The 26393-nt window shown below is 74.5% G+C and carries 23 protein-coding genes; 16 read left to right on the top strand and 7 right to left on the bottom strand.

Annotated elements, in window-relative coordinates; translation table 11 throughout:
* Positions 1-87: 87 nt before the first annotated feature.
* Complete coding sequence (locus BLU95_RS01780; protein ID WP_159424719.1) at positions 88-1872, bottom strand: penicillin-binding transpeptidase domain-containing protein; 1785 nt, start codon at positions 1870-1872, stop codon at positions 88-90.
* Between the two features lie 332 nt (positions 1873-2204).
* On the opposite strand from BLU95_RS01780, the gene BLU95_RS01775 reads away from it, so the two are divergent.
* From BLU95_RS01775 to BLU95_RS01735, 9 genes are all read left to right on the top strand, one after another.
* Positions 2205-3053 (top strand): hypothetical protein, encoded by an 849-nt coding sequence (locus tag BLU95_RS01775; RefSeq protein WP_159424718.1) that lies wholly within the window; start codon positions 2205-2207, stop codon positions 3051-3053.
* Between the two features lie 371 nt (positions 3054-3424).
* Complete coding sequence (locus tag BLU95_RS01770) at positions 3425-4681, top strand: MFS transporter (protein ID WP_093858345.1); 1257 nt, start codon at positions 3425-3427, stop codon at positions 4679-4681.
* Between the two features lie 460 nt (positions 4682-5141).
* The gene (locus BLU95_RS01765; RefSeq protein WP_159424717.1) at positions 5142-6068 is read left to right on the top strand and encodes an ABC transporter substrate-binding protein; all 927 of its coding nucleotides are present in this window, start codon (positions 5142-5144) and stop codon (positions 6066-6068) included.
* Between the two features lie 144 nt (positions 6069-6212).
* Positions 6213-7253, top strand: coding sequence for a DUF4129 domain-containing protein (locus tag BLU95_RS01760; RefSeq protein WP_093858343.1), 1041 nt, complete (start codon positions 6213-6215; stop codon positions 7251-7253).
* Positions 7250-7882, top strand: a complete 633-nt coding sequence (locus tag BLU95_RS01755; RefSeq protein ID WP_231978197.1) for a hypothetical protein — start codon at positions 7250-7252, stop codon at positions 7880-7882. The genes BLU95_RS01760 and BLU95_RS01755 overlap by 4 nt, the downstream gene beginning before the upstream one ends.
* 136 nt (positions 7883-8018) lie before the next feature.
* Entirely contained in the window at positions 8019-9140 is a 1122-nt protein-coding gene (locus BLU95_RS01750) for an AAA family ATPase (protein ID WP_093858342.1), read from the top strand.
* Positions 9137-10702 carry a DUF58 domain-containing protein gene (locus BLU95_RS01745; protein ID WP_231978195.1) on the top strand — a complete coding sequence of 522 codons (1566 nt, stop codon included), beginning with the start codon at positions 9137-9139 and terminating at the stop codon, positions 10700-10702. Before BLU95_RS01750 ends, BLU95_RS01745 begins: the two co-directional genes overlap by 4 nt.
* Positions 10699-11388 (top strand): hypothetical protein, encoded by a 690-nt coding sequence (locus BLU95_RS01740; protein ID WP_093858341.1) that lies wholly within the window; start codon positions 10699-10701, stop codon positions 11386-11388. Before BLU95_RS01745 ends, BLU95_RS01740 begins: the two co-directional genes overlap by 4 nt.
* 138 nt (positions 11389-11526) lie before the next feature.
* Positions 11527-11799: a hypothetical protein gene (locus BLU95_RS01735; protein ID WP_093864562.1), complete on the top strand. Its 273-nt coding sequence runs from the start codon at positions 11527-11529 to the stop codon at positions 11797-11799.
* A 78-nt stretch (positions 11800-11877) separates the two neighbouring features.
* On the opposite strand, the gene BLU95_RS01730 is transcribed toward BLU95_RS01735, so the two are convergent.
* A complete protein-coding gene (locus BLU95_RS01730; protein ID WP_093858340.1) occupies positions 11878-12189 on the bottom strand; it encodes a hypothetical protein in 312 nt (103 codons plus the stop codon).
* A gap of 895 nt (positions 12190-13084) precedes the next feature.
* Between BLU95_RS01730 and BLU95_RS01720 the strand changes: the two genes are divergently transcribed.
* Positions 13085-14095, top strand: coding sequence for a hypothetical protein (locus tag BLU95_RS01720; RefSeq protein ID WP_159424716.1), 1011 nt, complete (start codon positions 13085-13087; stop codon positions 14093-14095).
* Between the two features lie 535 nt (positions 14096-14630).
* Here BLU95_RS01720 and BLU95_RS01715 read toward each other — a convergent pair.
* Positions 14631-15509 (bottom strand): ribosome-inactivating family protein, encoded by an 879-nt coding sequence (locus BLU95_RS01715; RefSeq protein WP_159424715.1) that lies wholly within the window; start codon positions 15507-15509, stop codon positions 14631-14633.
* 263 nt (positions 15510-15772) lie between these two features.
* Here BLU95_RS01715 and BLU95_RS01710 point away from each other — a divergent pair, with 263 nt between their 5' ends.
* Positions 15773-16111: a hypothetical protein gene (locus BLU95_RS01710; protein WP_093858336.1), complete on the top strand. Its 339-nt coding sequence runs from the start codon at positions 15773-15775 to the stop codon at positions 16109-16111.
* A gap of 124 nt (positions 16112-16235) precedes the next feature.
* Positions 16236-20336, top strand: coding sequence for a hypothetical protein (locus BLU95_RS44915; RefSeq protein WP_093858335.1), 4101 nt, complete (start codon positions 16236-16238; stop codon positions 20334-20336).
* 84 nt (positions 20337-20420) lie between these two features.
* On the opposite strand, the gene BLU95_RS01700 is transcribed toward BLU95_RS44915, so the two are convergent.
* Positions 20421-20837 carry a GNAT family N-acetyltransferase gene (locus BLU95_RS01700; protein WP_093858334.1) on the bottom strand — a complete coding sequence of 139 codons (417 nt, stop codon included), beginning with the start codon at positions 20835-20837 and terminating at the stop codon, positions 20421-20423.
* Here BLU95_RS01700 and BLU95_RS42050 point away from each other — a divergent pair.
* Entirely contained in the window at positions 20727-21335 is a 609-nt protein-coding gene (locus BLU95_RS42050) for a TetR/AcrR family transcriptional regulator (RefSeq protein ID WP_353653534.1), read from the top strand. The two genes, BLU95_RS01700 and BLU95_RS42050, sit on opposite strands and share 111 nt — an antisense overlap.
* A 41-nt stretch (positions 21336-21376) precedes the next feature.
* Here BLU95_RS42050 and BLU95_RS01690 read toward each other — a convergent pair whose 3' ends face one another.
* Both BLU95_RS01690 and BLU95_RS01685 read right to left on the bottom strand, forming a co-directional pair.
* The gene (locus BLU95_RS01690) at positions 21377-22156 is read right to left on the bottom strand and encodes a hypothetical protein (protein WP_093858333.1); all 780 of its coding nucleotides are present in this window, start codon (positions 22154-22156) and stop codon (positions 21377-21379) included.
* Positions 22140-23405 carry a hypothetical protein gene (locus tag BLU95_RS01685; RefSeq protein ID WP_173861994.1) on the bottom strand — a complete coding sequence of 422 codons (1266 nt, stop codon included), beginning with the start codon at positions 23403-23405 and terminating at the stop codon, positions 22140-22142. Before BLU95_RS01685 ends, BLU95_RS01690 begins: the two co-directional genes overlap by 17 nt.
* A gap of 285 nt (positions 23406-23690) precedes the next feature.
* Here BLU95_RS01685 and BLU95_RS43635 point away from each other — a divergent pair, with 285 nt between their 5' ends.
* The 3 genes from BLU95_RS43635 to BLU95_RS01670 all read left to right on the top strand — a co-directional run bounded on the left by BLU95_RS43635 (position 23691) and on the right by BLU95_RS01670 (position 25353).
* Positions 23691-23885 (top strand): hypothetical protein, encoded by a 195-nt coding sequence (locus BLU95_RS43635; RefSeq protein ID WP_231978194.1) that lies wholly within the window; start codon positions 23691-23693, stop codon positions 23883-23885.
* A 108-nt stretch (positions 23886-23993) separates the two neighbouring features.
* Entirely contained in the window at positions 23994-24491 is a 498-nt protein-coding gene (locus tag BLU95_RS01675; protein ID WP_093858332.1) for a phosphoribosyltransferase, read from the top strand.
* A 232-nt stretch (positions 24492-24723) separates the two neighbouring features.
* Positions 24724-25353 carry a hypothetical protein gene (locus BLU95_RS01670; protein WP_159424713.1) on the top strand — a complete coding sequence of 210 codons (630 nt, stop codon included), beginning with the start codon at positions 24724-24726 and terminating at the stop codon, positions 25351-25353.
* 101 nt (positions 25354-25454) lie between these two features.
* Here BLU95_RS01670 and BLU95_RS01665 read toward each other — a convergent pair whose 3' ends face one another.
* Positions 25455-26324, bottom strand: a complete 870-nt coding sequence (locus BLU95_RS01665) for a DUF3592 domain-containing protein (protein ID WP_093858330.1) — start codon at positions 26322-26324, stop codon at positions 25455-25457.
* Positions 26325-26393: the final 69 nt, after the last annotated feature.

Below are 26393 nucleotides of genomic sequence, written 5' to 3'. Positions count from 1 at the left end.
CACGGCCGCCGGGGAGGCGGAAGTCGGCGTACGGGCCGACGACGTCCGTCCGGCCCGGGTGGGTGGCGGGCTCCGGGGTGGGGGCCGTCAGCCCTTGCCGCCGGCCTTGAGGACCTGGGCGGCGGCCACGCCCGCCGCGGCGAAGCCGTGGCCGCCGCCGTCGACCTCGGCGGCGACGGCGAGGTCGCCGCGGTAGGCGATGAACCAGCTGTTGGTGGCCGTGCCGCCGGATTCGGCGGTGCCGGTCTTGGCGCCGATCTGGCCGGTGAGGCCGGCCATCGGGGTGCGGGCGGTGCCCTGGGTGGCAGTTCTGGCCATCATGGCGCGCAGGTCCTTGGCGACGCCGGCGGGCAGCGAGCCCGGGGCGGTGACGCGCTTGGCGTCCGCCCGCAGGACGGGCTGGCGGAACGTTCCGTTCTGCACGGTGGCGGCGACCGAGGCCATCGCGAGCGAGTTGACCTGGATCGTGCCCTGGCCGATGTACTCGGCGGCGGCTTCGTCATTGGTGCGCGGCACCGGGATCGTGGCGTCCCGGCTGTCGATGCCGATGTGCCACTCCAGGCCGAGGCCGAACTGGTCGCGGGCCACCTTGGCGAGCGTTCCGGGCTGCAGCTTCTCCAGGCCCTTGTCGATGAAGCCGGTGTTGCAGGAGTGGCTGAAGTCGTCGGCGAGCGTGTACGACGGGAAGTCGCCGCGTTCGTCGTTGTGCCACTGCCGGGGCGAGTTGGTGGTGTCCTTGCAGGGCACCACGGTGTCCGGGGTCACCCCGGCCTCCAGCAGGGCCGCCGAGGTGATCACCTTCATCGTGGAGCCGGGAGCCTGGCCGGCCGAGACCGCGCGGTTGTGCCCGCTCGGCGAGTAGGCCATCGCCAGGATGTGGCCGGTGCTCGGCTGGATCGCCACCAGCGAAGCCGGCTTGCCGCCCGCGGCCTGCTGCTTGATCGCCTCCTCGGCGACCCGCTGCAGCTCGGCGTCCAGCGTCAGCTTCACCTGTGGCGCGCTCGGCGGGGTGAGCACGTACAACTGCTCGGGCTCCTTGCCGGCCGCGGAGAGCACCACGGCCCGCCCGCCGACGACGGTCCCGCCGTCGGCCGGTGTGATCCTGGGCAGTACGGCGGCCAGCGAGGGGAAGCCCTCCAGCGGTTTGCCGTTGCGGTCGGTCGGCTTGGAGACCGGGTCGGGCAGTGCCTTCACGGCGATCGTCCCGCCCTGGGCGAGGTGCGGGTGGAGCACCGCCGGCGTCCAGTGCACGAGGGCCTTGCCGCTCCCGCCCCGGACGACGCCGAGCGTGCTGTCGTACTCCCAGGCACCGGTCGCGCCCTCGAACTCGGCCTTCACCCGGAAGCCGACGAGGGGTTCCCCGTCCGTGCCGCCCGCCGTGCCGCCCGCCGCGCCGCCCGCCGGTCCCGTCGCGGTCAGCGCCAGCGTGCGGGCCGGCACGTTCTCCTGGAAGGCGGCCAGCGCCGCGCGGGCCGCCTCCGGCCGGCTGGTCAGCGCCGAGGCGGCCGTGACGTCCCCGCGGCCCCAGGCCGCCAGGAAGTCCGTGGTCACCGCGGCGGCCTCCTCGGCGGTCGCCGGTGCCTGCGGGGTCTGCGTCGCGCTCCCGGACGCCTGGCTTCCGCCGCTGCCGCCGCTCGAGGACCCGCCCTGCACGGTGGTCACGATGGTGTGCAGGCCGTACCCGCCGACCGCCAGCAGTGCGGCGAACACTCCGCCGACGGTGGCCAGGACGGCCTTCCGGGCACCGGAGCGGCGCGGTGCGCCCGGATCGCCGCCCGCATCGCCCCCGCCCCCGTCCTCGAAGTCGTACCCGTCGAGCTCGGTGTGCCCGGCGTACCCCTGGTAGTCCTCGGGTTCCTGTCGGTCCCGCATGTCCTCGTCCCCCTGCGTATGGGTGTCCCGCGGACCTGCCCCCTCCGGCATCCCGGCCCGTGGCCCGTCCGGTCGTCCGTCTGTCCGTCCGTTCGAGCACGGATCAGCATATGCGGAGGGCGTCGGGAGGTCGACGGAGGGCGGGGCCGCCGAGCAGTGGGCACCGGGAGGATCGAAGCCCAGGGGACTCCATTGCCGAAGGACGGTGTAAGTGCTGAATCGTAAAGGCGAGTTGGAATCCCCTGCCGTGGCTGTCGGGCGCCTTCGACGATACGCGGGGCCGGCTGTCGCTGTGCGGGTGACCTGTCGGCAGGGGTTTCGTTGAGTGGATCATGGACTTAGTACAGGAGTCGTACCACCGCATCCCCGACGGCCGCACCGAGCACCAGGAGACCGTGCCCGCGCCCTCCGAAGGCCCCGTGCCCGCGCCCTCCGAAGGCCCCGGGCCTGGAGAGTCGGGACAGGAGGGGCTGGAGCGGATGACCGCACTGCCCGCCGTCGCGACGATGGGCACCAGCCAGCACCTCGACGGCGCCCAGTGGCTCGCCAGGCTCGGCACGGGCCGGGTCTACATGATGGGCGACAACCCGGCCCTGCCGCCGATGCCCGACCGACCGACCCTCGCCGACTTCTTCCGCCTGCGCCTCTCGCAGGACCGGTTCACCGGCCTGCACCTGATCCACAGCGCACGCCGGGCCCGTGCCCTCGACCTGGGCGACACGGTCGTCACCGCGTGCCTGCTCCACGACATCGCCGTTGGCGGACTCCTGCGCAGCCACCACGGCCACTGGGGCGCCCAGTTGGTCGCGCCCTACGTCAGTGAAGAGGTCGCCTGGGCGATCCGCCAGCACGAGATCCTGCGCTTCTTCCCCGACGCCACGGTGGGCTACGACTACCCGCAGGCCTACAACGCCTTCTTCGGACCCGACTACCGCCCGCCGGCGCACGTGCGCCGCGCCTACCACGAGGTCCGTGCCCACCGCTGGTACATGACGGCCAGGTTGGTCACCCTCAACGACCTCTACACGTTCGACTTCGACCCGGCCGAGGAGGTCGACATCAGCGAGTTCGAGGACACCCTCGGCCGCTGTTTCCGCCAGCCCCGTGAAGGGCTGGGATTCGACGGCTCACCGGTGGCCCACATGTGGCGCACCATGATCTGGCCCAACAACTTCCTCTGACTCCAGCGGTGATGGCGGCGGGAATCCACGTGCAGCCCGGTCGACGGCGGCCGACAGGACCGACCTTCGTCACCGGGTGCCGAGTGCCGGTGGACCGAGCACCGGGGCGTCGTACGCCGACGGGCGCATGCGCGACCGGCACCGCCACCTCCGTCGCCACCTCCATCGCAGCCTTATCCGCAGCCGCAGCCTTATCCGCAGCCGCAGCCGTTCCGCTCCGGGTCGGCGTCCGGCCGTCGCCCCGACGGCCGGACGCCGACCCGGGTCCTCCGGGACGGCCGCACGTCGAGGTCCGATTCACGCCGGACCGCCGCCCGCCTGCCTGGTGGACTCCGTGGTGACACCCACCCCTCACGGACAGGACCTCCGGCATGGCCGACACCGCTCTCCGTCCCGCACCGCAACCGCCCGGAAGCGGCCCCATCCGCCCGTACTCCCGTGCGCGCAACGGAGGTTGGCCCGCCGTGCTGGCCGTCACCACGGGTGTGTTCTCCATCGTCACCACCGAGATCCTGCCGATCGGGCTGCTGACCCCGATCGGTGCGACCTTCCGGATCTCCGACGGCACGGCCGGGCTGATGATGACGCTCCCGGGCCTCGTCGCCGCGGTCGCCGCACCGGTGCTGACCGTCGCGACCAGGCACGTCGACCGGCGGACCGTGCTCGCCGCCCTGCTGCTGCTCCTGGTCGCGGCCGACCTGCTCAACGCCCTCGCCCCCGCCTACGGGGCCGTGCTGGCCGCCCGGGTGGCCCTCGGCCTGGTCATCGGCGCGTTCTGGTCGATCGGCGCGGGGCTCCCCGCACGGCTCGTCCCGGAGCGCCGGCGGGCCCGGGCCACCACGCTGTTCTTCACCGCCGTCCCGCTCGGCTCGGTCCTCGGCGTACCGGCGGGCGTGTTCCTCGGCTCGTTCGCCGGCTGGCGCGCCGCCTTCCTCGTGATGGCCGCGCTGACCCTGCTGACCCTGGCCGGCCTGCTGCTCTCCCTCCCGCCGTTGCCCCCGCTGACGACCACCGGCCTGGGCGTGCTGCGCGGGCTGCTCGCCGGTCGGGGCACCCGCACCGGGCTCGCCGTGACGTTCTTGATCGTGCCGGCCCACTTCGGTGGCTACACCTATGTCACCCCGTTCCTCGAGGGCACCGTCCAGGCCGGCCCCGGCCTGGTCACCGGGCTTCTGCTCGTGTACGGCGCGGCCGGAATGCTCGGCAACGCGCTCGCCGGGGGCCGCGCGGCCGTCGCGCTGCGCCCCGTGTTCGGCACGGCCGTCGTGCTGCTCGCCGCCGCGGCTCTGCTGATGCCCGTGCTCGGCACCGGCGGCCCGGGTGCCGCCGTGCTGCTGACGGTCTGGGGCGCGGCGTACGGGGCGGTGCCGGTCTGCTCCCTGACGTGGTTCCTCGCCGCGGCCCCGCAGGCGCCGGAGGCGGCCGGTGTGCTGTTCACCTCGTCCTTCCAGGCGACCCTGTCGATCGGCGCCCTGTCCGGTGGCCTGGTGGTGGATCGTTCCTCCCCGGCCACGGTCATGGTGCTCGGGGGAGCGGTCGCCCTCCTCGCCGCCGCCCTCGTCCTGGGGCACGGCCACCGGGTGCGACCCGATTCGGCCGCCGGCCCCGTGCGCGGGGCCGGCGCCTGACGACGGACGGACTCCGGTCGCGGCGCGAGGGCTCGCGTCCGGCCGGGAATCCACGCGGCTCGGACTCCTCCGCCGGGGCACGGATCCCGATCGGTTCGGGCCCGGCGCCGGGAGTCGCGAGCGGATTCGGGCACGATCGAGTTCACCAGGTGGGACGATCGGGCCCCGTGCTGGGCCCCGTGGCGGGTCCCTCGCCCCGCCGTGCCGCCGCTCGCGCGGTGTGCGTCGGCGAGCCGCTCCACGGCCCGCCGGCCTCGTCCCGCCCCGCCGGGCCTTCTGCCGTCCGTGCTGTTCCGAGGACGGGCAGGCCGGGCCCGGGGCGCGGGTGAACCCGATAGCGGATCGTGACATGTCTACGGCCCGTCGAGGCAGAAACGGATGGCAGGATTCCGCCTCCCGGTCGCTGCCGCTCCCTCGTGGATGCCGGTCGCGCCACCCTGCCTCGCAGAGGAGCGCCATCGTGGTCCATCTCCCCGGCTCGTTCCCCCACCGCCGGGCCCTGCCGGCGGCCCTCACCACCGCGTCGGCCCTGCTGCTCACCGCCTGCGCCGGGCCGGAGGCCCCGGTGAGTGTCGAGGACAAGGCCCGGGCGGCCGTCCCGAGCGCGCAGCGCGCCGCCGGGGTCCTGCGGATCGGGTCCGACCTCAACTACCCGCCGGTCGCGTTCCGCGGCACCGACGGCAGGCCGACCGGTCTCGACCCGGACCTGGCGGAGGCCCTGGGGAAGGTCCTCGGCCTGCGGATCGAGATCGTCGACACGCCGTTCGACAAGCTGATACCGGGTGTCAACGGCAAGCAGTTCGACCTGGCGATGTCGGGGATCAGTGACACGCCCGCGCGTCGCAACGCGCTCGGCGACAACGGCATGCCGACGGGCCGGCCGGGCGTGGACTTCGTGGACTACTTCATCGCCTGGACCTCGATCATCGTGCAGAAGGGCAACCCGAAGGGCATCCGGACGCTGGACGACCTCTGCGGCCGTACGGTCGCCGTGCAGCGCGGCACGACCCAGGACGAGATCGTCAGCCGCCAGGTGGGGGCCTGCGAACGGACGGGCAAGCCCCTGCAGGTCCACCGCTTCGACGACGACACCGTGGCCCTCGCCGAGGTGGCGGCAGGCCGGGCGGTCGCGGACTTCAACGACCTCCCGGTGGCGGCCTACGCGGCCAGGACCACCGACGACGGCAACCGGTTCGAGGTGACGGGCGCGCTGTCGCAGTCGAGCCCGTACGGGATCGCGGTGAACAAGAGCGACACCGTTCTGCGTGACGCGGTGGCGAAGGGGCTGGACGAGCTGATGCGCAGCGGGGAGTACGACGCGATCCTCGCGAAGTGGAACGTCAGTGCCGGTGCGGCCCGGGTGGCGGCGGTCAACGGGGGACTGTGATCCGGACGGCGGGCGGTGGCGCACGCAGCTCCTCGGTCCGGGAGCGCGGCGACCCACAATGCAGCGTGACAATACGATTGTTGGTGTGCGACGCTGCACCTCGCGCGGTGCCCTCCGTGCTGCGGGGGAACCAGGGGTGGCCGCATGAACGACGAAGCGCAGCCGAGCGGGCCTCGGTACGACGGCCGCGAGGCACCGGGCGACAGCGCGGAGGAGCCCGCCCGCCGGTCGGGCGGCCGGATCACCGCTGCCCTGGTGACCGTCGCGGGTCTGCTGCTCGCGGCCTCGGCACTGCGGCCGGACGGCGGACTGCTCGGTGCGCCCCTCGCCAGGGTGCCGGTCCGGGCCATCGGGTTCGTCCTGCTGCTCGCGGTCGGCTGGCTGATCGTGGCCGGCCGGTTCGCGCTGCGCTTCCGGGCGGAGGTCCGCCACCTGGACGGGCCCACGCCACGGGCCGAGCGCCTGCGGGAGGCCGCCGCCGTTCTGCTGCCCGGGGCCGCCGTCGCGGTGCCGGTGCTGATGTTCCTCTTCCACAACCGGGCGGACACCGGGTCGGACGGGCCGCACCGGGCGCGGCCGTTGCCGGACTTCGCGCTGCCCCCGGTGCCCACGGTGTCGCCGCCCGAACCCGGCGAACCGGTCTCCGACAGCTCGCTCTCGGGCGTGGTCCCGCTGCTGTTCGGCGTGCTCCTGGTCCTCCTGGTGATCGCGGTGGTCGTCGGCGCCGTCCTGCTGCTGCAGCTGCGGATCGTCCGCCGGCGGCCGCCGACGCCGTTGCCCGCCGCACCGGACCGGAGCGAGGACGCCCTGGCGGCCGCGGTGGTGACGGGGCGCCGTGCCCTCACGGGCGCCGACGCGCGGGCGGCGGTGATCGCCTGCTACGCCGCGATGGAGACCTCGCTGGCCGCCTCGGGGCTCTCCCGCCGGGCTCCTGACAGCCCGACCGAACTGCTGGAGCGCGCGGTGGCCGACGACCGCGTCGACCCGGTCCACGCGCGGGCTCTGACCGCACTGTTCCGAGAAGCCAGGTACTCCACCCACCCGATGGACGAGACCCATGTACGCCGGGCGCGGACCGCCCTGGACGGCCTCGCCGCGAGACTCGCGGAGCGGGCAGGCCCGCTGCCGGAGCCCGCGGCGGCGGGAGCGTCCGGGGGCGCCGACCGGGCCGGAGGCCGGCGATGAGCGCCCGCCGGGACCGACGCACGGCCGGTCCTGCCGCGTCCGCCGCCCCGGAGGATCCGATCGCCCCGGCCGGTCGGCCGGAGGATCCGACCGCCCGGGCCGGTGGTGGCCTCGCCGCGCCCGGTTCCGTCCGGCACAGCCTGATCGAGCTGACCGGGGCGGCCGTGCTGGCCGAGGTCCTCCTCGCGCTGGTCGGCGGCGCTCCCGCGGCCGCCGCGGGCGCGGTCCTGCTGACCACCGGTGCCCTCGTCACCGGGCGGTACGTGGCCGGCGCGGGCTTCCTGGACATCGGCCTGCGCAGGCGGCAACGCGTGCTGGACGCGCGCGAGTTGGGCCTCGGCGACTGGCGCTGGACCGTCCGCGAGGGTCTCGACCCGAAGGGCGACGCCGGGCCGTTGCGCGGTCGCCTCCGGAGGCTGTTCGCGGCACGCCTGTCCGAGACCCACGGCGTCTCGCTGACCGCCGACCGCGACCGGGCCGCCGAACTGGTCGGGCCCCGGCTGTGGCCGTGGATCGATCCGGAGGCCGCGGACCGGGACGGGGCCGTGCCGGCGGCCGTACTCCTCGCGCTCGTCGACCGGCTCGAAGCCCTGCAACCGCCCGGCCCGCCGCCGCCGAAGTCCGGTTAGCGGGCGCCGGCGCGGTGTCCACCGCTCCCCGCACTCCGCTCACCGCCCGCCTTTCCCGCACCCCCGCGTCCCCGCATTCCCGTACTTCTCGCCGGTCCCGACAGCCGGCCGACCGACGCCGTCCTCCAGGAGAGTCATGACCGCCGTTCCCCAGGCCCCCGCCCCGGACACCGAGCAGGCCCGGGCGGCCGGGACGAGCCCGGGCCGCCCGACCGAGGCCGCCGTGCTGACGCCGCAGGAGGCGGGTCGGCGTGCCCGCGCGGTGGTCGAGGAGATCGAACGCGCCGTGGTCGGCAAGCCCGAGGCCCTCCGACTGGTGATGCTCGGCGTGCTGGCCGGCGGCCACGTGCTGATCGAAGACCTGCCGGGGCTCGGCAAGACCCTGCTGGCACGCTCGTTCGCCACCACCCTCGGCCTGGACTTCCGCCGGATCCAGTTCACCCCCGACCTGCTGCCCTCGGACGTCACCGGCGCGCCGTTCTACGACCGGCGCAGCGGCGAGATGGTGTTCCGTCCCGGGCCGCTCTTCACCCAGCTCCTGCTGGCCGACGAGATCAACCGCACCCCGCCGAAGACCCAGGCGGCGCTGCTGGAGGCGATGGCCGAGGGCCAGGTCTCCGTCGACGGGGCCACCCGCCGGCTGCCGCAGCCGTTCGTGGTGATCGCCACCGCCAACCCGATCGAGTACGAGGGCACCTACTCGCTGCCCGAGGCGCAGCTCGACCGCTTCCTGCTCCGGGTGCGGATGGGCTACCTCTCCACCGGGCTGGAGGCCTCGATGCTCCGGGCCCGGCTGGACCGGGCGACGCCCGAACCGGAGCTGGAGACGGTCAGCAGTCCGGCCGAACTGCTGGCGATGCGCGCGGCGTTGGAACGCGTCGAGGTCGACGACGACCTGGTCGACTATGTGATCGCACTGGTCCACGCCACCCGCGACGACGCGCAGATCCAGGTCGGCGCCTCGCCGCGCGGCGGTCTCGCGCTGGTCCAACTGGCGCGTGCCCGCGCGATGCTGGAGGGCCGCGACTACCTGACGCCGGAGGACGTGAAGGCGCTCGCGGTTCCCGCGTTGGCCCACCGGATCACCCTGACACCGGAGTTGTGGGTGCGGCAGGTCGAGGCGGACGAGGTCCTGGCGCGTCTGGTCGCCACCGTTCCGGCGCCGCGGACCCTGCCGCGCGCGGGCGGCGGTGCGGAGAGCGGTCCGGGGAACGGTCCTGGGAGCGGTCCGGTGGACACCCCGGGTGCCGCCCGGTGAGCCCCGAGCCCGCCGCCGGCCAACGGCGCGGGGGACGGGCCGGCCGACTCGCCGCCCAGAGCGCCGCGCTCGGCACACGCCCGGTCCGGCGGCTCGCCGGCCCCGCCGCAGGCCCCGCTCCGCGCCCCGCGCAGAAGCGTCCGGCCCGGACCGCGGGCCCGACCGGCGCAGGGAGCGATGCCCGCACCGACGCCGGCCCCGGCCGTCGTACAGGTCGTCGGACGGGCCCGGCGGGCCCGGAGCGGGCCTCCGCGCGCCTGGTCGCCCGCAGCGCCAGGGCCACACTGGCCGGACTGCCGACCGCACCGCCCTCCCCGTACTGGCGGCCCGGCGAGCGGACCCTGCGCCTGCTCACGGTGGCCACCGTCGCGGCCGTCGCCGCACTGATCACGGGTCACCCCTGGCTGCTCGCGCTGGCGGCCGGCCCGGCCGTCCTGCTCGCCCTGGCCGCCCCGGGCAACGACCGGCCGTCCCGGCTGGACGCCGGGAACACCGTCACACCCCGCCGCTGCCTGGAGGGCGAACCGATCACCGTACGGATCACCGTCCGCCACGACGGGCGGATCGGCCGGCTCGACCCGGCCGCGTCCCTCGGCCCGGGCGTCACCCTGACGGCGGTGACCGTCGGCACCTCCGAGGTCGACCTGGTGGTCCGGGCCGAACGATGGGGCCGCTGGACCCTGGGCAGCGTCGACATCGACGTCTACGACGCCGGCGGACTGGCCCGCCGGACGGTGCGCACCGACCTCGGCACGGTGGACGTCTTCCCGGAGCCGAGCGCGGCCCGCCTCACCCCGATCCCGGTGCGGCTGCCCGAGCGCCTCGGCGAGCACACCACCACGCACGAGGGCACCGGCGTCGAGGTGGTCGGCGTGCGCCCGTACGTGCCGGGTGAGCGCCAGCGGCGCATCCACTGGCCGTCGACCACCCGCCGCGACGCCGTCCAGATCAACCAGTTCGCGGCCGAGCGGGCCACCGACGCCGTCGTCCTGCTGGACACGCTGGCCGACTTCCGCGACGCGGCCACCGGCCGCTCCAGCCTCGACGAGACGCTGCGCGCGGCCACCGGGCTGACCCGTGCCTATCTGCGCCGGCACGACCGGGTCGGCCTGATCGCGGTCGGCGGGAAGCTGCGCTGGCTCACCGCGGGCAGCGGGGAGCGGCAGTCCTACCGGATGGTGGAGAGCGTGCTGGAGGTCCGTCAGGACCGCGGCCACCGCGGCCTCCTCGCGCCCCGGCTCCCCGTCGCGGCACTGCCCCGCCACGCGCTGGTGTACGCGTTCACCTCGCTCGCCGACCAGCGGATCCTGGACGTGCTCGGCCGGGTCCGCGACCTCGGCAATCCGCTGGTCGTGGTGGAGATCCCGGCCGGCGAGCCGGCGGTCGAGCCCGGTGACGAGATCGATGCGGTGGCCCTGCGCCTCTGGCGCGCCGAACGCGAGGCCATGCGGTCGGCGCTCCGAGCCAGGGGCGTGCCGGTGGCCCGCTACACGCCGGGCGAGGCGCTCGACCTGGCGCTGGCGCCACTGCTGCGGCGCCGGATCGGGGGAGGAACGCGATGACCGCACCCGATCACGTCCCGACCCCGGCCGCGATTCCTGCCGCGGTTCCGGCCGTGCCCACTGCGCCCAGCGCGCCCACCACGTCCACAGCGCCCGCCTCGTCCACCGCGTCCACCACGTCCACTGCGGCTGCGGCCCCGTGGGCGCGCTGGACCGAGCGGGCCGCGCTGCGCTGCACCGGTGTCGCCCTGGCGCTCACCGCCGCCGGGGTCGGCGCCGCCGACGGTGCGGCGGACCGGTTCGGGCCCGCCGCCGCGGTGGCCGCCGCGGGCTTCGCCCTCTGGGCCGCCCCGCCGCCCGAGGAGCCCCCGCACCGCCCGCACAGCTGGCCCGGTCGGCTCGTCGCGTCGCGCACCACCGTGCTGGCGGGCGGGAGTGTCCTGCTGGCCGCGCTGGGCGAGCCCGCGTTCGGCCGGATCGCGGCGGTGGCCGCGCTCCTGATCGGTTATCTGCTGCTGGTCGACGTCCTCGGCCCGCAACGCGAGCGTGCCCGGCCCGCGCACGTGCTGGCCGCGGTCGCGGCGTCCGGGCTGGTCCTGTGCGTCGCGTTCGCCCCGACCGGCGCGGGGGAGTGGTCGCGTCCGATCGCCCTGGCCGGTCTCGCGGTCGCGGGCTGGGGCGTCGCGCGGGCTCTCCGGCCGCGCGGCCGGAGGGAGCGTGCGCACGGGCCCCGCCCCGGCGGCTGAGCGGCGCCGGGGCGGTCGCGGCGGCGGCCGGACGGACCCCGCGAGCGTACGGCCGTCCGCCGCCTCCCGCCGCCGGAGAACCGTCCGCCGGAACCCGGATCCCGGCCGATGTCAGTGCCGGGCGCCATGCTGGTGGGCATGGACGAGGAGGCATTGATGCGGGGCCGGGTGTACGGCGCGGACCACGACGACCCGGACCCCGGCCCGCGGCCCGGCCGCGTCTACCGGGAGCTGTGCGGCGGGCCGCTCGACGGTCTGCTCCTGGACGTCACCGGTTGGGGCGCCGAGGCTCTCGCCGACGGCGCCGCGCTGCCCACGGAGATCGGCCGCTTCGGCTCCGGCGGCCGGGCCCACTACGAGCCGCGCCCCGTGGACCCGCGCCGGTGGGACTGGACGGGGGACAGCGCCTGACGATCTTGAACCGGCCTCCCGGTCCGGGCCCGCCGCCGGTCCGGTTCCGCACCCGCTCCCGCTCGCCCCGTCGGAAGGTCAGCCGGTGTACGTACCGGCGGCATCCGTGCCGATCGGTTCCAGAGCCTCGTCGTCGTCCTCCGCGAGGTCCTGAAGAAGAGCCCGGGGCCCGGGATCGGCCGACCACAACAGGGCCGGCAGTCTGACGGCCCGGACCCTCACCTCCGTCGACTCGTCGCGGCGCGCACGCTCCGCGGCCGGGCAGATCGTGGGCCGCCGTCGAGCGAGCAGCACCAGCGCGGTGACGCGCATGCTCGGATCGGCGGCCACGACCCCGGCGAGGAGTGCGCCGCGCGTCTCCTCGCGCTCGCCCCACCGATCGGTCAGCATCTCGAGCGCGGTGGTTCCGACCCGCTCCCGGACGTCGCCGGCTGCGGCGAGGGTGGCGGCGCAAGCCTCTTCCCGCTCACCCAGTGGGCGGCGAGCAGTGCCGGGGCGATGCAACAGATCGTCCCGTGGCTGTCGGTGGTGGCGGCGACGGCCGCGGTGAGGGCCTCCTCCCGGCCGCCCCCACCGAACGAGGAAATGGGGGCGGGGACCGGACGCGTGGTCGGTGGCAGCTGCCGGAGCCGTGGTCGAGCTCTCCCGCGCACGTGATCCGGCCTCCCGAGGGCGGCGTGCGGGGCCGTGGTAGTGCTGGCCTGTGGCGGTGACTTGGTCCCCGTACGGCCCCACGCCGGGCCGGACCGGGGGCTCCCTCGAGCGTTGGGGTGACCGAGGACGGCAACAGCCGGTGTACCACGGCCCTTTCGCCGTCCTCATTGCTGCCGCCCGGTGGTCCCGTGGTGCGTTGTCCGCTCAACGGTGAAGCGCGGCACGAACGTTCGGTTGCCGTCGCCCTGACGCGGTGGAGTGGAGCGCGACATTCGGCGTGCCGGTGATGCGGACCCGGGTGGGTTCGGCCGACTCCTCCGATGCCACTGGACCCCAGGAGGCGTCGACTTCGCGGCTGCGGTTGTGTTTGTCGGACGGCTCGAACCAGGAATACCGGTACCGGATTCCTTGCGACTACCCGGTCGGCGAGATGTTCTTCCCGTGCTGAAAGGGGAGTTGGAGGGAAGGCCGTGCGGCGGTGAGGGTGGACCGGGATCGCGCGGGGCCGGCCGATGCGGCACGACGCCGGCAACTATGTGGGATGAATTCTGCTTACTCCTGTGGCATTTGGGAATGCAGGTCGTAGATTTACCCACAGGAAGCGTGATTGACGAGGCGACAGGGAGTCCTTGTGGAAGACACAGAGGCGTTCGGCGCGGACAGCGGTGTGGGATCGACGATCGCCCTGTTGGAGGCGAGGCTGCCCGGCGTGCGGGAGCGGCGCCGACAGTTGGAGGGCGAGCTCGCGGCCGTCGTCGCACAGGAGAACGCCATGGTCAGCGTGCTGCAGGGCCTGGAGACCCTTGCGGACACGCTGCCGGCCGGCGGGAGCGCGACGGTGGAACCGGCCGAGGTGGTCGAGCCGGCAGCCACGGAGGCCGAGCAGGCGACCGCGAAGGACGAGCCGGCAACCACGCAGGACGAGCCGGACGCCGCACCGGCGCCCGCGGAACCGGCCGGCAGCGCGGACGTGCCGGTCGCGGGGGAGGCCGAACCGCCGACCATCCCGACGCAGACCGCCCGTAGGCGCACCGGCACGACCCCCGCCCGGAAGCCCACGGCGAAGAGGGCCCCGGCCAGGAAGGCCGCCGCGAAGACGACGGGCGGGCGGACGACCCGTCCGCGGAATACGGCAACGGCGAGTGCCCCGGCCACCGTCGCCCCCGAGCAGGACATCGCGGCGGAGCCCGTCCTGACGGAGAAGACAGCCGCACGAGGCGCGGCCAAGAAGGCGGCCGCGAAGAAGGCAGCCGCGACGAAGACCGCGGTGACGAAAGCAGCGGTGACGAAGGCAGCGGCGACCAAGAGCGCGGCGACGAAGAGCGAGGTCAGGAAGACCACGGCGAAGAAGGAGGTCACGAAGCCGGCCGCGGACGCCGCTCCGGCTCCTGACGCCGAGCCGCAGACGGTCTCCGCGCCGGCCGACGAGTCCGGCCGTAGGCGGCGCACCGACGCCGGCAGCGTGCTGGCCGTCCTCACCGGCACCAGCGATTCGCTGCGGGCCCGCCAGGTGGCCGACCTGCTCGGCCTGGACGGCACCGACACCGACGTGAACGCGGTGCGCACCATGCTGGAGCGCCTGACCAAGAGCGGCACCGTGCAGCGGACCGGCCGAGGTCTTTACACCGCCGTGTCCGGCTGACATCACGGCAGGAATCACGGGCGAACGGTCCGGGCCGGCGTGCGAGGCCCCTGCCATGGTCCGCCACCAGGAGTTGCCGTTGCGGCTGAGGGTGCGACGGTCCCACCACTGACCTGTCGCAGCAGGCCCGTGAAGGCCGAGGGCAGCTGCCCGGCTGCCCGGCCGGAAGCCCGATTGGCAGGGCTCGCGGGACCCTCCGGGCGAACCGGCCGACGACTGCGCCGGTCCGAGCGAGCGCAGGTACGCTCCCGCAGCCCGGCGCACGCGGGCGGCGAGGGACCGCACCCGCTCGGGTACGAGCATCCGCCGGCGGCCGACGCCGCGAGGGCGCCGGGCCGTTCGTGGCTGTACACGCCCGGCCCCGCTCCGCACGCATCTGCGCCGGAGCGGGGCCGGTCCCTGCCGCGATACGCCGCCGGTCGGCTCGGTCCGGCCGACCGGCCGGCTCGGCGCGGGTGATGGAGAGTTTGCTCCGGGCCGAGGGGGCGGTCCACCGGTGGACCGCCCCCTCGGCCCGGAGGCGCTGGGTCGCGGTTCAGGGCCTGCTGTGCATGATGCCGCCGTTGGCCTCGATGAAGCCGATGTAGTAGAGCACCGCGGCGATGGTCGTGACGGTGTGGCCCATGACGCTGACGCTCTGGCCGGAGGGGTTGGCGCGGGCGTTGCGGATGAACTGGCTGATGGCTCCCCACTGGTTCTGCACATTGGCGGCCAGGACGGTGCCGCGTGCCGGGTCGGGGTCGACGTAGTTCAGGGTGCGGTTGCGGTTGGGGTTCTGGATGTTGCCCCGGACGACGTCGAAGACCACACCGAAGCGCGCCGCCTCGGAGAAGATCTGAGTGGCCATCAGCACCGCCCGCCCGGTCGCGTCGTTGTAGGCGGTCGCGCGCCCGAGGGTGCGCATGGCGTTGTAGATGTTCTCGGGAGCGGGGGCGAGGCTCCCGCGGTTGTTGCCGCCCGGGATGTCGGAGTAGTTGCCGCTGGCGATCCGGCGGTTCTGGGGCACGGTGACGCCCAGCGCCGTCTGGAACTCGTTGATCCGGTCCTGGAAGGCCCAGTGGGTGTTGGTCTGCGGCGCGTAGAACCCCGCGACGTAGAGGTCGTTCGCCCAGAGGTAGACCGAGGCCAGGTGGGTGTTGTTGGTGTCCAGGACGCGGACCTGCACCAGCCTGCCGCGTTCGGTGGTGGTCTCGGTGACGTTGTTGACACCGGTCACGTCACCGTAGGTGTACCGGTGGATGGCGTCGATCAGGTTCCAGTAGTTCTGGTGGTGGGTGTTCCCGCCGGCGGTGATGTTCGAGATGTTCCAGTCGATCACCTGGTAGTTGGTCGCGGACGCGGTGCCGCTGAAGGCCGTCACCAGGCCCAGGGAGAGGGCGAGTGTCAGCAGGGCGGAGCAGAGGCGTTTCAGCACGGTGTTCTCGATGTCCTCGACATGATGGCCTGTCAGGCCCGTTGCGGCACGACACTAGGAGCCACGGCGGCGGCGGGCTCGGCCGACCGTGCATCGCCGTTCGCCCGAGAGCGCACCGATGGTCCGGGGCATCGCCCGGTGTCGTCGCGCAGCTCCCGCCCGGCGGCCGGCCCGAGCCGGCCGAGACGTTCGGCCCGGTCCGGACACGGCCTGGGGCGAGGCCTCCCGGCAGGGCCGGTTAGGCTGCCGCCGAGGAGGCGGTCATGGGGATCGAGATCGAACTGCACTCCGCTCGACTGGCGCTGATCGACTGGGACACGTCCAGGGCCTCACTCCTGCACGGCTCCTACGAGCACGGCGAGGCGCTGGGGGAGGTACTGGCGGGACTCGCGGTGAACCACCCGGGCAAGCTCCGGACAGTGGATCCGTACGGCGACACGCAGTTCGACGAGCAGGACGCGCGAGCCGCGCTCGGCGAGATCGCCGGACTGCGGAAGCAGTGCGCCGACGCCGCGCAGGAAGCTGCCGTGCGGGACCTCGCGATGCTGCTGGAGTCCTGTGCGACGACGCCGGGAAGCCACCTCTGGTTCATGGGCGACTGAGGGGGCCCCGCCGGGGACAGCGCGACCCCGCCCCCGGCGGCCCTGTCAGAGGTGGTCGTTAGGCTGCGGGGGTCGCCGGGCGAGCGTTGCCCGGCCGCTGGACAGCACGGGGGAGTGGCGGGTCGTGGTCGGGGAGATCGGTGCGCAGGGTTACGTCGCGCGGCTGGAGGACGAGAAGGTCGTCTTCCGCAACGAGCGCGGGCGGGTGCTGAAGAAGGTGCCGCCGGCGCTGGCGGGGCATCCCGGTCTGCCGCGGCTGGTCGCGCTCGCCGCCGGTGCCGAGGCGCATCGCCGGGTGTGCGGCCAGGAGGCCGAGCGGTTGGTGCGCGACGGTGTCGCGGTGCCGGCCGGAGTGGTGGAGCTGCTCTCGGTGGACGCCGCCTGGACGGACGCGCTGGCCCTGGCCGGAATCACGCCGACCGGAAACGCTCGGGTCGGAACCGCCCGGGCCGGAGCCGTTCCCTCCGCCGGGGAGCCGGACGACGAGGGCGCGCTGCTCGCCCGCCGCTACCGGCACCAGGCGCTGCCAGACGCCGAACGCGTGCTGCTCACCACCCCCGACGCCGCACGCCACCGCGACCGGCTGATGGCCCACCAGGGCTGGCAAGCGGTCGGGCCCCTGGCACCGACCGGCCTGCCGGCCGACGGAGCGGTGCCGTTCCCCGAGGCCGCACTCGCCGGGCATCCCGCCCGCGAGCAGGAGGTGCTGCGGTACGTCGAACGCCTGGAGGAGGTCACCTCGGTCTGGCGGGTGTGGGTGAAGCGCGACGTCGACGCCGTACTGAAGGCGATCGCCGCCACCGATCCGGTGCTCTCGCGCTGCTTCCTGGACGGCGTCGCGGACCTGTGCCTCCGCCACGGCGGGGAGCGGGCCGACGCGGCGGCGTGGTTCGCCCGCGCCAGAACGGCGGAGCGCGCCGCCGGCGAGCACGTCGACCAGGAATGGCTGGACGCCCGCTACGCCGCCGCGGACGCGGCCGGCGCGCTCACCGACACCGCGCTGCGCGAACGCGTGCGGCAGGTCACCGCGCGCGGTGCCGACCGCGACGCGGCGCGTCGCACGCTGACCCTGCTCGGCGACCGCACGGTCCGAGAGGGCACCCGTCCCGGACTCGTCGACGACCTCGTGCGCACCGCCCGTGCCGCCGGCCTGGATCCGTCCCGCGAGCTGGCCCGGCTTGCGGGCCGGAGGTTGCCGGCCCGCGACCTGTGGCACACGGCGGCCCGCGAGTTCTGGTCCGCGCTGCTGACCGGCCCCGCCTGGGAACTGGTCCTGGCCGAACGTCCGCACCTCGGCCGGGAGGTGGTCGCGGCGGGACCGCAGTCCGGGATGCCGGAAGCGGATCTGACGCTCGACTACCTGGAGCGGACCGGCGCGCTGGCGCACCTCACCACCGACGCCGAAGCGGGCGGCGCCGCACCCGGCACCGCCGCCGACTGGCTGCGCGCCCTGGTCGTCCTCGCCGACCGCTCGCTCCGTTCGAGGGTCGGTCCGGTCGTGCACCGGCTCGCCGCGCTGCTGGCGCCCCGGATCGCGGCCGACGGCGTGCCCGTCGACCTGCCCTACCCGAGCCGGTGGGACCGGCGGGTGCCGGGGAGCCCGGTCCTGCGACTCGGTGTCCTGGACGTGCTGCTGGCCGCGGGCGCGCCGGTGGCCGACCCGCCGCCCCGCCTCGCCGACCCGCGCCTGCACCGCGTCGACGCCGCGCCGCGTCCCGGGCTGCCCGCGCTGAGTGCCGATCCGAGGTTCGCCCGGGAGCTGCGGGCACTGCTGCGGGCCGAGTTCGAGCTGACCAACGGCGGTGACGCGGACAACCTCTGGTACCAGCCGCACGACCCGAAGGGGTGGACGGAGACACCGGCCCTGGTGGACACCGAGCCGGGGCGCGCCGAGCTGGCGCAGTGGTGCGAGGAGGAGCTCACCGAGTTGCCCGTGCTCGACCTGGACGGGGTGGCGCTGACGCTCGCCCGCTTCCAGCACATCGGCGCCGCCGCCGCACTGCTCGCCGACCCGGAGCGGGCCCGGCGACTGGCCGCCGTCGACGTCCCCGCCCTGCTGCTCGACGCGGTGCGGGCGGAGACCCCGGACACCGGGCTGGACCGGGCGGGTGCCGAGCTCCTGCTCGGCGCGGTCGAAGCGCGGTCCGTGTTCCGCGACGCCGCCGCCGGCCCGGTGCGCCAGCGGATCGGCCGACTGCTGGGGATCGACGACGACCTGGTCGGCCGGGAGTTCACCCGTCTGGTGCAGATCGCCGCGAACTGCCGGGACGGTCTGGCGCACCTGGTGCCGCTGCTGACCCCCGCGGCCGCGGCGGCCTCCGTGCCTCCCGTGCCCGCCCCTACCGCGCCCGCCCTTCCCGCGCCCGCCGCCCCGCCTGCGCTCGCCGCTCCGCCCGCCGCCCCGCCGTCCCCGCCCGCCGCCCCGGCACGGGTGCGCGTCGGCCGGCTGCTGCGCGAGGCGGCGACGAGCAGCCCCCTCTGGGACGGCGACCTCGACCGTCCGAGCGCGATCGTCCCCGGGGCGTCCGCCGCCTTCCCCTACCTGGTCGTCGACTGGCAGGCCGAGCTGCTCCGCGGCGACACCACGACTCCCGGGCGACTGCGTGAGTACGCCGACCTGGCGTTCGTGGCGGAGCGGGGCGAGGGCCGCTGGCGCACCGTCACCCTCTCCCGCCCGGACCACCGGCCCACCCCGCCGGCCGGCCACCTCTTCCGGACCGCGCTGTCGACCGCGCTCGTCCTCCACAGCACCTTCAACCGCGCCGTGCTCCTGGAGTACGCCCCCGGCGGCACCTTCCCCGAGAACGGTCCGGCGGCCGCCGCCGGCTGCGAGGTCCGCGCCGACGCCGACCTCACCGCCGAGCTCGACCCCGACCTGCTGCACGCCTACCTGGAAGGCTTCGCCGAACGCGGCCCGCTGCCCGCCCACCCCGGGACGGTCGAGCACCTGGCCGAACGGCTCGCCCTCACCTTGGCGGAGGCGGGCGCCCTGCTCGCCGTCCGCACCCACCACCGGGACTACGAGAGCGCCGCCGAGAAGGCCCTCACCCGAAGGATCGGGGCGGACGCCGTCCGGGAGTTCCGCACCCGGCTGGTGCCCGCCGAGCCGGAGCGGCTGTGGACGCACGGGCCGGACGTGGACCGCGCGGTGGCCTGGTGGCACGAGCGGTACGGCGCGCCGCCGGCCGACGCCGACCTGATCGCCCTGGCCCGGCGCGAGATCCGCTTCCCCACCGGCGAATGGACGCCGGCGGGCCCCGGACCGGCGGCCGACCCGGTCCCACCGGGCCTGCGCCGGCGCTGCCGCCACCCCGAGGCCCTCCTCGCCGCCGCTCTCGCCACGAAGGGCGACCCCGACCACGCACCCGCGCCCTACGCCTCGCCGTACGCGATGGCCTGGCTCGCCTACCGCACGCCCGCCGGCCACCCGCTGCGCCCCGCGCTCGCCGCGGCCGCACTGCGCGTCAGCTCCGAGCGGGAGGATCCCCGAGCGGTGTGGCGAGTCTTCTCCGTCGACCGCCGCAGCGCCGCCGGCAGGCCGCCGACCCCACCGGCCGACCTGCCCGGTGTGGAGGTGGTGGACGAACCGGCTGCGAGCCGGTGGCACGTCCTGGTGCGCCCCGGCCTGCTCACCGGCGCCGACGACCCGGTCCTGGACGCGCTCGACGACTACTACGACCGGCTGAAGCCCTCACAGGCCCGCCCGTCCGGTTCCGGGCTGCCCGCCCTCGCGGACCTGCGCATCCTGCTGTCCGGCGACCTGGCGGCACTCGGCCACCACCTCGCCGCCGACGCCGACCGCGCCCCCGGTTGGGAACAGGACCCGCGCCGCAGCGCCCCGGACGTCGTCGCCGCCTGCGCGGACGCCCTCGACCTGACCTCGGACGCCGCCGCGCTGTACCTGATGCTGCTGGCCCTGCCCGATCCCACCGACCGGCAGGTCCGGCAGTGGACGGGCTGGACCCCGGCCGTGCTGACGGCCGCCGGGCAAGGTCTGTCCGCCACCGGCCGGGTGGTCACCGCCCGCCGCTCCCGCGCCGGCCGGACCCTCGTCCTGCCCGGCCCCTGGCTGGACCTGAAGGCCCCCCGACTGCCCGTCGAGGCCGCCAAACTCGCCCACCTCACCCTCGCCCCCGAACGCGCGAGCACCGCCCACACCGTCCTCGTCCCCACCCGGCCCCTGCCCACGCTCTTCACCACCGCCTGGCACACCACCTACCCCTGACACCGCCGCCGGGCGCCCGGGCCCGGCTGTCGGAGGCCTCCTCCCGACCGCCCGGCGCGGGAGAGAGAGGTCCGTTGCGGCGGTCTACGGTCGGTCGAACGTCCAGGTGAGTACCACCTGTCCCGCTTCCGTGACACCGCCGGCGCGGCGGTACGTCGCCCGTGCCGCCGCGTTCTCCTCGTCCGTGACCGTCCAGACGCCGTAGCAACCCCGCTCACGTGACAGGTCCGCGAGTGCGGACACCAGCGCCCGGCCGACGCCACGCCCACGGAACGACTCGTCCACGCCCAGCTCGTACAGGAACATCTCGGTCCCCTTGTCGGGGTGGGTCATCTCGACACCGGTGACCATCCCCGCCGGGACGTCCTCCACGTAGGCGATCAGGAGGTGATGGCGCTCGTCCGTCAGGAACCGTTCCGTGGCCCGCCGTTCCGGAGCGGAGTCGAAGAGATGCCCGGCGGCGTCGACCGCCTCGACCTGAGTGACACGACGGATCTCCATCCAGGAATCCTGACACGTCCCGGTGCCGGGGCCAGCCGTTTTTCGGCCGAGCGGTCCCGCCCCGGGCCACCGCCGGACGGACCCGCGCCGGCCCTGCCGCGGCCGGCCGCCACCGCCCCCCGACCACTCCCGTCGTCAGGGGCCTCGCGTGTCATCGCGTGTCCTCGTGCGGCCTCGCCGGGTCGTCGCGCACCGCGCTCGCCTACTCGGCCCTGCCGCTGCTGGCGCATCGCCTTCTCCCGGCACCACCTGGAGCTCGGCGGACAGGCCCGGGCCAACTTCCGCGCGCAGGTCATCGACGCCCTCGCCGCCCGGCTCGCCGGGCCGGACGCCGCGCTGCGGGCGGAGATGGCCGTCGGCGTGCTGCTCGGCCTGGGCGCCCTGTACGCGACCGTCCAGGCCGACCGGCTGACGGGCCTGGCCCCCGACGAGGTCGCCGACCGGTACGTCCCGCTCCTGCAACCCCTGCTCGACGGCGAGGCTCCGGCGTGTCGCTGACCGGTGCGTTCCCGGCACCACGCACGGCGATCCTTCCGCCGTCAGACGGGCGGCAGCAGATCGCTCTCGCTGATCGTGTACGCCAGCACCGGCTGGACGAAGTCCGTCTCGCGGTTCTCGCGGCGCCGCAGCCGGAAGAACTCCTGCCGCTGCTCCTCGTCGGCCGTCACCAGGCGCTCGCCCTGCGGCAGATGGGGATGCCCGTCGCGGAAGCGCAGCAGGGTCTTCGACGTCCGGAAGGTCACGCCCAGCCACCGGTTGTCCGCGGTCCGGGCCGGCGCGTCCAGGACGATCCGGTGCCGAAGCCGCCGGTTCGCCTCGACGGAGAACACGACCGCACCGTGGTGGAGCAGCGGGACCTCGAACGTCCCGTCACCGTCGCCACCGGGTTCCTTCGACTCGACGATCAGCTTCCTCGGCGGGTCGGCGTCGGGGTGGCGGTAGCAGGAGAAGACGGCGATGAACGACTTGTCGGCCAGGTCGAGGGCCTGGTCGGAGTGGCTGCCCATGGTGGTGTACGCGTTGGTGCAGCTCTCGACGAGCGCGTTGTTGAAGCCGACCGTGAGCCCCGCGCGTTCCTGGATCCGCCGCGCCAGCCGCTCGTGCAGCGGCCGGAAACGCTGCGCCGGGCCGCTGTAGCGGGTGGTGGTGCGGACGAGCGGCACGCCGCCCGTTCCGTCGACCAGGGTGAGGGTGGCGCCCTGCCGGCCTTTGCCGGTGTCCTCCAGACGGACCGACGCGGAGAGTTCCGTGAAGAGGTTCCGGTCGGCGGGCAGGTCGTAGGAGCGGACCTGGTCCGGGATGCTAGGGGTGCGGGGCAAGGTAGTCTCCCGTGTTCATGCTGAAGCGGAATCCGTCGCCGTAGTCGATGAAGGACGAGGTCCTGTTCTCCTCGGCGTACAGGCCGCGCAGGTCGTCCATCCCGGCCGGTGTGGGCGGCTCCAGCGGCACCGGATCCCCGGCGGTCTTGAGGAACGTGCGGCCGTCCCGGTGCACGGCTTCGGCCTTCGAACAGCGCACCACGTACCCCAGACGCGTCGGCAGCAGTTCGGCGTCCAGCGACGACGGCCGGATCTCGTGCGTGTAGCGGCGGTTGGTGGACAGCGGCATCAGGAACACGGAGCCGGGGTGGAGGGTCAGGGTGAACTGCGGCGGCAGTGCGACGCCGTCCAGCACGGCCGCCGGGTCCTTGAGGTGGAAGCGGAGCCTGGTCAGCCCGCTGACGCCGTTCACGCCGAGGTCGAACGGATCCCCGGCCGTGGGCCGCAGCCCGTCGAGCCGGTCGTAGAAGGTGCAGAAGGCCATGATGCCGTTGACGGGCATGTCCTTGGTCTTGTCGGCATGGGCCGAGATCCGCGCCTTGGACTGCCTGCGACCGTCCGTGGCACGGGTGTTGTGGTACGTCTGGGCGAGGACGTGGTTCAGCGGCGCCTGGTCGCGGAACACGGCCGCGGCCTCGCGGTTGAGCGCCCGGACGATGCCCGTGTCGGTCGGGCCGAAGCCCTCGGTCGGCCCCGAGAGGTTGGTCGAGCAGCGCAGCAGCCGGAAGTGCAGGTCGTCGCCCTCCCTGGTGACCGGCGTCAGATAGATCCCGCTGCGAAGGGCCGTTCCGGGCTTGGTGGACTCGGTCAGCGACTGGAACGCGTGCTCCGCGCGGATGCGCCCGAAGTGATCGGCGTCGGGTTCGAAGAAGCGCGGGTAGTACACGCCGACGCCGTGCACCCGGAGGGGGAGCCGGCCGAGCCCGACGACACTCCACGGCGTCCCGACGTCCCCGCCCACCTCCCCGCCCACGTTCCCGGCCTCGTCCCCGTCGTAGTCGTGCGACAGCTCCCGCACGACGAACACCCGCGCGGCCGCTCGCAGCCGGTGGCCGCTGACGGCGCCGATGTCCCCGCACAGGTGGACGGTCCTCCCCGCGAGACCGACCGCACCGGAGGCGAGCTCCTCCGGTGTGACGACCGATCCGAAGAACCGGGCCACCGCGTCATGGCCGTGCAGCAGCGAAGGCGCGACCAGGACACTGCCCGCGTCCTCGATGCGGGCCTCCGCCGACTCCGTCGCGTCCATCAGGAACCACCGCCGTTCGCAGACTTCGGTGATTCGCCCACCACCGTCGACCGCCGATGCTCTCATGCGGGTCGGACAACGGGTACGGCAGCCGGCCGCTCGGTACCGCCCCACCCACCGAGGGGAGCCTGGACCGTGAGACCTGGATCCGGCTGATCGACATCCTCACCGCGCACAGCCCCGCGGGCCCGGACACCCGCTGCCTGGCCCACTACGACCCGATGACGCTCGGGGCCGTCGACTTCGACGACCTCCACGTGCGCCCCGGGGCGGCTCGGCGACGCCGTGAGCCTCTACGACGCGCCCGAGGCCGACCTGACCGACTTCAGTCCCGCCAACTTCCGGGCCGAGGAACGATCCTGGGTCCTGTGCACCGACCACGACCTGTGGGGCGCCGAGGTCGCCGGCCCGACGGCCCTGGTCGAGGCCCTGCGGAACGACGCCGGCGTCGAAGCGGTACGGCTGCCGTGCGCGACCTGAGGACGAACCGGACCGATCACCCTGCCGCCCGCGCGGACGGCGCTTCCGTCGCCCCGCCCGGCGTGCCGGTGTTCGTCGCCGGGCCGACCGCCGGGGAGACTGGGCGCCGTGACTGACGTGCGAGAGAACCTGACCTATCAGAAGTTCGGCCTGGCAGTGCGTGAACTCGCGCGGACCATCGCCGACGACGGCTACGAGCCCGACCTGATCCTGAGCATCGCCCGCGGCGGTGTGTTCGTGGCGGGCGGTCTGGCGTACGCGCTGGACTGCAAGAACATCCACCTGGTGAACGTGGAGTTCTACACGGGCGTGGGCACCACCCTGGACATGCCCGTCATGCTGGCGCCCGTCCCCGCCGCGATCGACTTCACCGACAAGAAGGTCCTGATCGCCGACGACGTCGCCGACACCGGCAAGACCCTGAAGCTGGTGCACGACTTCTGCCTCGACCATGTGGCCGAGGTGCGGTCCGCGGTCATCTACGAGAAGTCCCACTCCCTCGTGAAGTGCGAGTACGTGTGGAAGCGCACGGACGACTGGATCAACTTCCCGTGGTCGGTGGAACCCCCGGTCGTCCGCCGTGAGGGCCAGGCGCTGGACGCCTGACCGGAGGAGCGTGCCGCCGACACCCCGGACGGGGGCGGGCAGCCGTGCGACAGCTGCCCGCCGCCTCATCGAGCGCCCGGAGACTGCGGGCCGCCCGACCACCGAGGGCAGCGCGGCCCCTCCCTCCGGCCGGCCGCCCCTCGGGCCCGACATCGGACCGGCGCAGGGCGCGAGGTTGACCGCAGCGGCCGCCGAGCCCTACTTTGAACGCGTTCAATCTCGTGGAGGGGGCATGGGAATGAGGCACAACGCCGGACCGGTGGCAGCTGTGGCGGGCGGAGGACACGCCGGGGCGAAGGAACGCGGTGTTCTGTGCGACACCGCGCACTCCCTGACGGTCACCCTGCTCGCTCTCCTGCCCGCGGCCTACCTCCTGGTGTTCGAACTCGACGACGGCTACCCCGGCGGGGACCCGGCGATGTACCTCCTGTGCGTGCTGCCGCTCCTGCTCCTCCCGTTCGCCGTCGGCGCGCGCGGGTGGGCGGACCACGGCGGGGCGGCCCTGCGCTGGTTCCTGCGCGCCGCCACCCGTTACGCACTCCGCTTCCTGACGCCCACGATCCTGCTGCTCGACGCGGCCTGTCTGGCCGTCCGGGCGGCCTACGGCGGCACCTGGACCTCGAGCGAGTCGCTGCTGACCCTGTTCGGTCTCTCCGCGCTGGTCATCGGCGGCCCCGTCGTGCTGGCCCTGCTCATGGTGGCGCCGTGGGCCGCCCGGGGCCGTGACGCCCGCTGCGCCCTCGCGGTGCTGGCCAATCTGTTCCCGCTGTTCCTGCTGATGATCGGCGGCATCCCAGCGGTCCTCGTCATCATGGTCAACCTGGTCTTCACCTGCCGGGTGACGGCCCCCAGGGCGGCGTGAGCGGCTCGGTTCCGGTCTGCTCGTGGTCGCCACCGTGCCGTTCGGAGCTCCGATCGGGCCGACTCCTGCGGAGCCGCCGGACGACCGGTCCCGGCCCGACGTCAGAGCAGGAGCACGCCCACGACGGCCCCTGCCGCGACGAGGACCAGGAACACCACGTTGACCGCGATGTCGGAGCGCACCGAACGCTGCCGGGTCGCGTGGTCGAGGACGAACCCGGCGGGGTCGTCGGCTGGGTAGTGGACCGTCAGGTGCCGCTCGTACGAGTCCGCCGGATCGGGCACGCCGGCGTCGCAGTGCGCGGTGACGGCCGTTCCCTCGCGGGTGGTGAACGCCACGACGGGCGTGATCGTGGTGGAGGTGCTGCCCTCGCCGTCCGTGGTGACGTCCCGGAGTACCGCGACGATCCGGCCTTCGGCGGCGGTCATCGATGCCAGCCGCTCACGGCGGCGCCTGGTGTCACGCACGTTCCCCGGCAGGTAGCAGACGCCGATCAGGGCCCACGGCCCGCAGACACCGATCAGCGCCCACGGCCAGCCCCGGTCGACCGCGGCGGCGACCACCAGGCTGCCGTACAGCAGGAACAGCGCCGTGTTCGGCAGGCCCAGGCCGCGACCGCCGCCGTGCGGGTCGTCGGTGAAGCGGTAGTCGTGCGGCCTGCCGCGCGGGTAGCGGACGCCGACCTCCCGGCCCGTCCACGCGGCGGTGATCGCCTCGCCGTTCTCGCCGTGCTCGCCGTCGTTCGTCACGAGGACCCGCGCACCGCTGGACGGATCGCGGTAGGACACCACCACCGCGATCCCCCCGCGCCGGGAGCCGCCGTGCCGGGGCGTCCGCACCTGCTCGATCCGCCCCGGGACCCGCACCGCCCGCTGCTCGCGCGTCATCCCGGCCAGCGACCGGCCGTACCCCACCAGCGCCACCGCGCCCAGCACCCCGCACCACAGCGCCAGGTACCCGTGCCACCCCATCCGCCCGTCCCTCCTGTCGTTCCGACCCCGTCGCTCCACCGGCCCGCGCCGTCCCGGTCACGCACCCCG

It is taken from the genome of Streptomyces sp. TLI_053, from assembly GCF_900105395.1.
Classification (GTDB): domain Bacteria; phylum Actinomycetota; class Actinomycetes; order Streptomycetales; family Streptomycetaceae; genus Kitasatospora.
Note: the sequence above shows the minus strand (reverse complement) of the source record. Positions and strands in the feature narration are given on the sequence as shown.

Bases quoted from the DNA above. Each gene is read 5' to 3' on its own strand.
- BLU95_RS01665 (WP_093858330.1), bottom strand. From the start codon at position 26,324: ATGGGGTGGCACGGGTACCTGGCGCTGTGGTGCGGGGTGCTGGGCGCG.
- BLU95_RS01735 (WP_093864562.1), top strand. From the start codon at position 11,527: ATGGACGAGGAGGCATTGATGCGGGGCCGGGTGTACGGCGCGGACCAC.
- BLU95_RS01710 (WP_093858336.1), top strand. From the start codon at position 15,773: ATGGGGATCGAGATCGAACTGCACTCCGCTCGACTGGCGCTGATCGAC.
- BLU95_RS01775 (WP_159424718.1), top strand. From the start codon at position 2,205: ATGGACTTAGTACAGGAGTCGTACCACCGCATCCCCGACGGCCGCACC.
- BLU95_RS01780 (WP_159424719.1), bottom strand. From the start codon at position 1,872: ATGCGGGACCGACAGGAACCCGAGGACTACCAGGGGTACGCCGGGCAC.
- BLU95_RS01770 (WP_093858345.1), top strand. From the start codon at position 3,425: ATGGCCGACACCGCTCTCCGTCCCGCACCGCAACCGCCCGGAAGCGGC.
- BLU95_RS01685 (WP_173861994.1), bottom strand. From the start codon at position 23,405: ATGGACGCGACGGAGTCGGCGGAGGCCCGCATCGAGGACGCGGGCAGT.
- BLU95_RS01670 (WP_159424713.1), top strand. From the start codon at position 24,724: ATGGGAATGAGGCACAACGCCGGACCGGTGGCAGCTGTGGCGGGCGGA.
- BLU95_RS01700 (WP_093858334.1), bottom strand. From the start codon at position 20,837: ATGGAGATCCGTCGTGTCACTCAGGTCGAGGCGGTCGACGCCGCCGGG.
- BLU95_RS01730 (WP_093858340.1), bottom strand. From the start codon at position 12,189: ATGCTGACCGATCGGTGGGGCGAGCGCGAGGAGACGCGCGGCGCACTC.
- BLU95_RS42050 (WP_353653534.1), top strand. From the start codon at position 20,727: ATGGCGCTCGTCCGTCAGGAACCGTTCCGTGGCCCGCCGTTCCGGAGC.
- BLU95_RS01750 (WP_093858342.1), top strand. From the start codon at position 8,019: ATGACCGCCGTTCCCCAGGCCCCCGCCCCGGACACCGAGCAGGCCCGG.
- BLU95_RS01760 (WP_093858343.1), top strand. From the start codon at position 6,213: ATGAACGACGAAGCGCAGCCGAGCGGGCCTCGGTACGACGGCCGCGAG.
- BLU95_RS01740 (WP_093858341.1), top strand. From the start codon at position 10,699: ATGACCGCACCCGATCACGTCCCGACCCCGGCCGCGATTCCTGCCGCG.
- BLU95_RS01755 (WP_231978197.1), top strand. From the start codon at position 7,250: ATGAGCGCCCGCCGGGACCGACGCACGGCCGGTCCTGCCGCGTCCGCC.